Genomic DNA, 2,103 nt, shown 5'->3' with positions numbered 1-2,103 from the left:
CGGGGGGGGGGGGCCCCGTGGTCGGGGGCGCGGGGTGTCGTGACTCACTTAAACCCTTGGTGGGTGGGGCCCCCGCTCTCCCGGGCTGGCCCCCGGGGGGGGGGGGCCCCCCCGGCCGCCGCTTCGCGCGTTGTGCGGTCAGTCCACGAACAGGTCGCGCGTCGGGTGCTCACCGCCGCCGTAGCGGGACAGGTCGTCGATCCCGGCGAACCGGGTGACGGCCTCCGCGTCGAGGAAGCACCGGCCGGTGACGACGCGCGCCGATCGGGTGGTGATCGCCACGGCGGCGTCGGCCATGATCCGCGGGCTGCGGGCCGAGGCGAGCTGCTCGGCGCCGTCCTCCAGCGCCGCGACGGCCGAGGTGGCGATGAACGTCTGCGGCCACAGGCAGTTGAATCCGATTCCGGCAGCACCGAATTCGGCCGCCCATCCCTGGCTGAGCAGTGTCATGGCGTACTTGGACTGGGTGTAGGCCGGGTGCGCGCCGAGCCAGTGCGGGGCGAGGTTGACCGGCGGCGAGATGCTCAGTACGTGCGGGTTGGCCGACTTGCGCAGGTACGGCAGGCAGGCCGTGGTGAGCAGGAACGTGCCGCGCACATTGATCTCGTGCAGCAGATCGAAGCGCTTGATCGTGAGTGCCTCGGTGGGCTCGGTGGCGATGGCGCCCGCGTTGTTCACGCACACGTCGATGCCGCCGAACCGCTCGATCGCGATGGCCACAGCGCGGGCGACATCGTCTTCGCGGCGGACATCGCCGACCACGGCGGCGGCCCGGCCGCCGGCGGCCTCGACCTCGGCCGCGGCGGTGTGCACGGTGCCGGGCAGGCGGGGATGTGGTGCGTCGGTCTTGGCGAGCAGCACGACATTGGCGCCCTGCTCGGCGGCGGCCACGGCGATCGCCGCGCCGATGCCCCGGCTGGCGCCGGAGATGAGGACGGTGCGGTCGCGCAGCGGGTGATCCTGGTCTGACATCTCATTCTCCAAATATGGTATTGGTGTTCTCATTCTACGCAAGTAGCATATTCACCAACTTGGACCCACTTGGAGGAACCGTGCGTATCGGCGTGATGATCGGCCCGGAGAGAGGCGACTCGGGGCGCAAGCTCGAGCGCATGCTGCGCGATATCGCCTGGGCGGAATCGGCGGGGCTCGACACCGCCTGGATCCCCCAGATACCCACCGACTTCGACGCGCTCATCACCGTCGCGGCGATGGGCCTGGCCACCTCGCGGATCGAACTCGGTACGGCCGTGGTCCCGCTGCAGGCCCAGCATCCGGTCGCGCTGGCCCGCCAGGCGCTCTCGGCGCACGCGGCGGCGGGCGGCAGGCTCGCCCTCGGGGTGGGGCCCTCGCACCACTGGATCGTGCGCGACATGCTCGGCCTGCCCTACGACAAGCCCGCGGCATACACCCGCGACTATCTCGAGGTGCTCTCGGCCGGACTCACCGGCGCCGGCTCGGTGGATGTCGAGAACGACACCTTCACCGTGCACAATCCGCTCGATCTCGGTCCCGTCGCGCCGGTTCCGGTGCTGGTCGCCGCGCTGGGACCGGTGATGTTGCGGATCGCGGGGGAGCAGGCCGACGGCACGGTCCTCTGGATGGCCGACGAACGCGCGATCGCCGATCACGTGGTGCCGCGGATCACCAAGGCCGCCGCCGATGCGGGCAGACCCGCGCCGCGGGTGGTCGCCGGATTGCCGGTGTGCCTGTGCGCGCCGGGGCAGGTGGACGAGGCGCGCGAGCGGGCGAACCGGATTCTCGGCGAGGCCGAGGTCTCGCCCAACTATCAGCGGCTGCTCGAACAGGGCGACGCGCGCACCATCGGTGACCTGTGCCTGGCCGGCGACGAGGACGCCATCGCGGCGGGACTGCGCCGCTACGCCGAGGCGGGCGCGACCGATATCTCGGTGCGGCTGCTGCCGATCGGTGACGATCGCGACGCGCTGGTCGCCTCCAAGCAGCGCACCAGGACGATGATCGCCGAGCTGGCCCAGCAGCTGCGTGGATGATGCCCCGGGGGGGGGGCCCGGGGGGGGGCGGGGGGGGGCCCCGCCCCCCACCAGGGAGAGGGCGAGGGGGGGGGGGGGGGGGGGCCCCCCC

2 protein-coding genes are annotated in these 2,103 nt (G+C 72.4%); one reads left to right on the top strand and one right to left on the bottom strand.

All coding sequences use genetic code 11. The features are described 5' to 3' along the window. Positions 1–138: 138 nt before the first annotated feature. Positions 139–972 (bottom strand): SDR family oxidoreductase, encoded by an 834-nt coding sequence (locus ACFWPX_RS17740; RefSeq protein ID WP_378928302.1) that lies wholly within the window; start codon positions 970–972, stop codon positions 139–141. 80 nt (positions 973–1,052) lie between these two features. On the opposite strand from ACFWPX_RS17740, the gene ACFWPX_RS17735 reads away from it, so the two are divergent. Further along, complete coding sequence (locus ACFWPX_RS17735; RefSeq protein ID WP_378928301.1) at positions 1,053–2,012, top strand: LLM class F420-dependent oxidoreductase; 960 nt, start codon at positions 1,053–1,055, stop codon at positions 2,010–2,012. Positions 2,013–2,103 lie beyond the last annotated feature (91 nt).

The organism is Nocardia sp. NPDC058518, from assembly GCF_042719655.1.
In the GTDB taxonomy this organism is placed as follows: domain Bacteria; phylum Actinomycetota; class Actinomycetes; order Mycobacteriales; family Mycobacteriaceae; genus Nocardia.
Note: the sequence above shows the minus strand (reverse complement) of the source record. Positions and strands in the feature narration are given on the sequence as shown.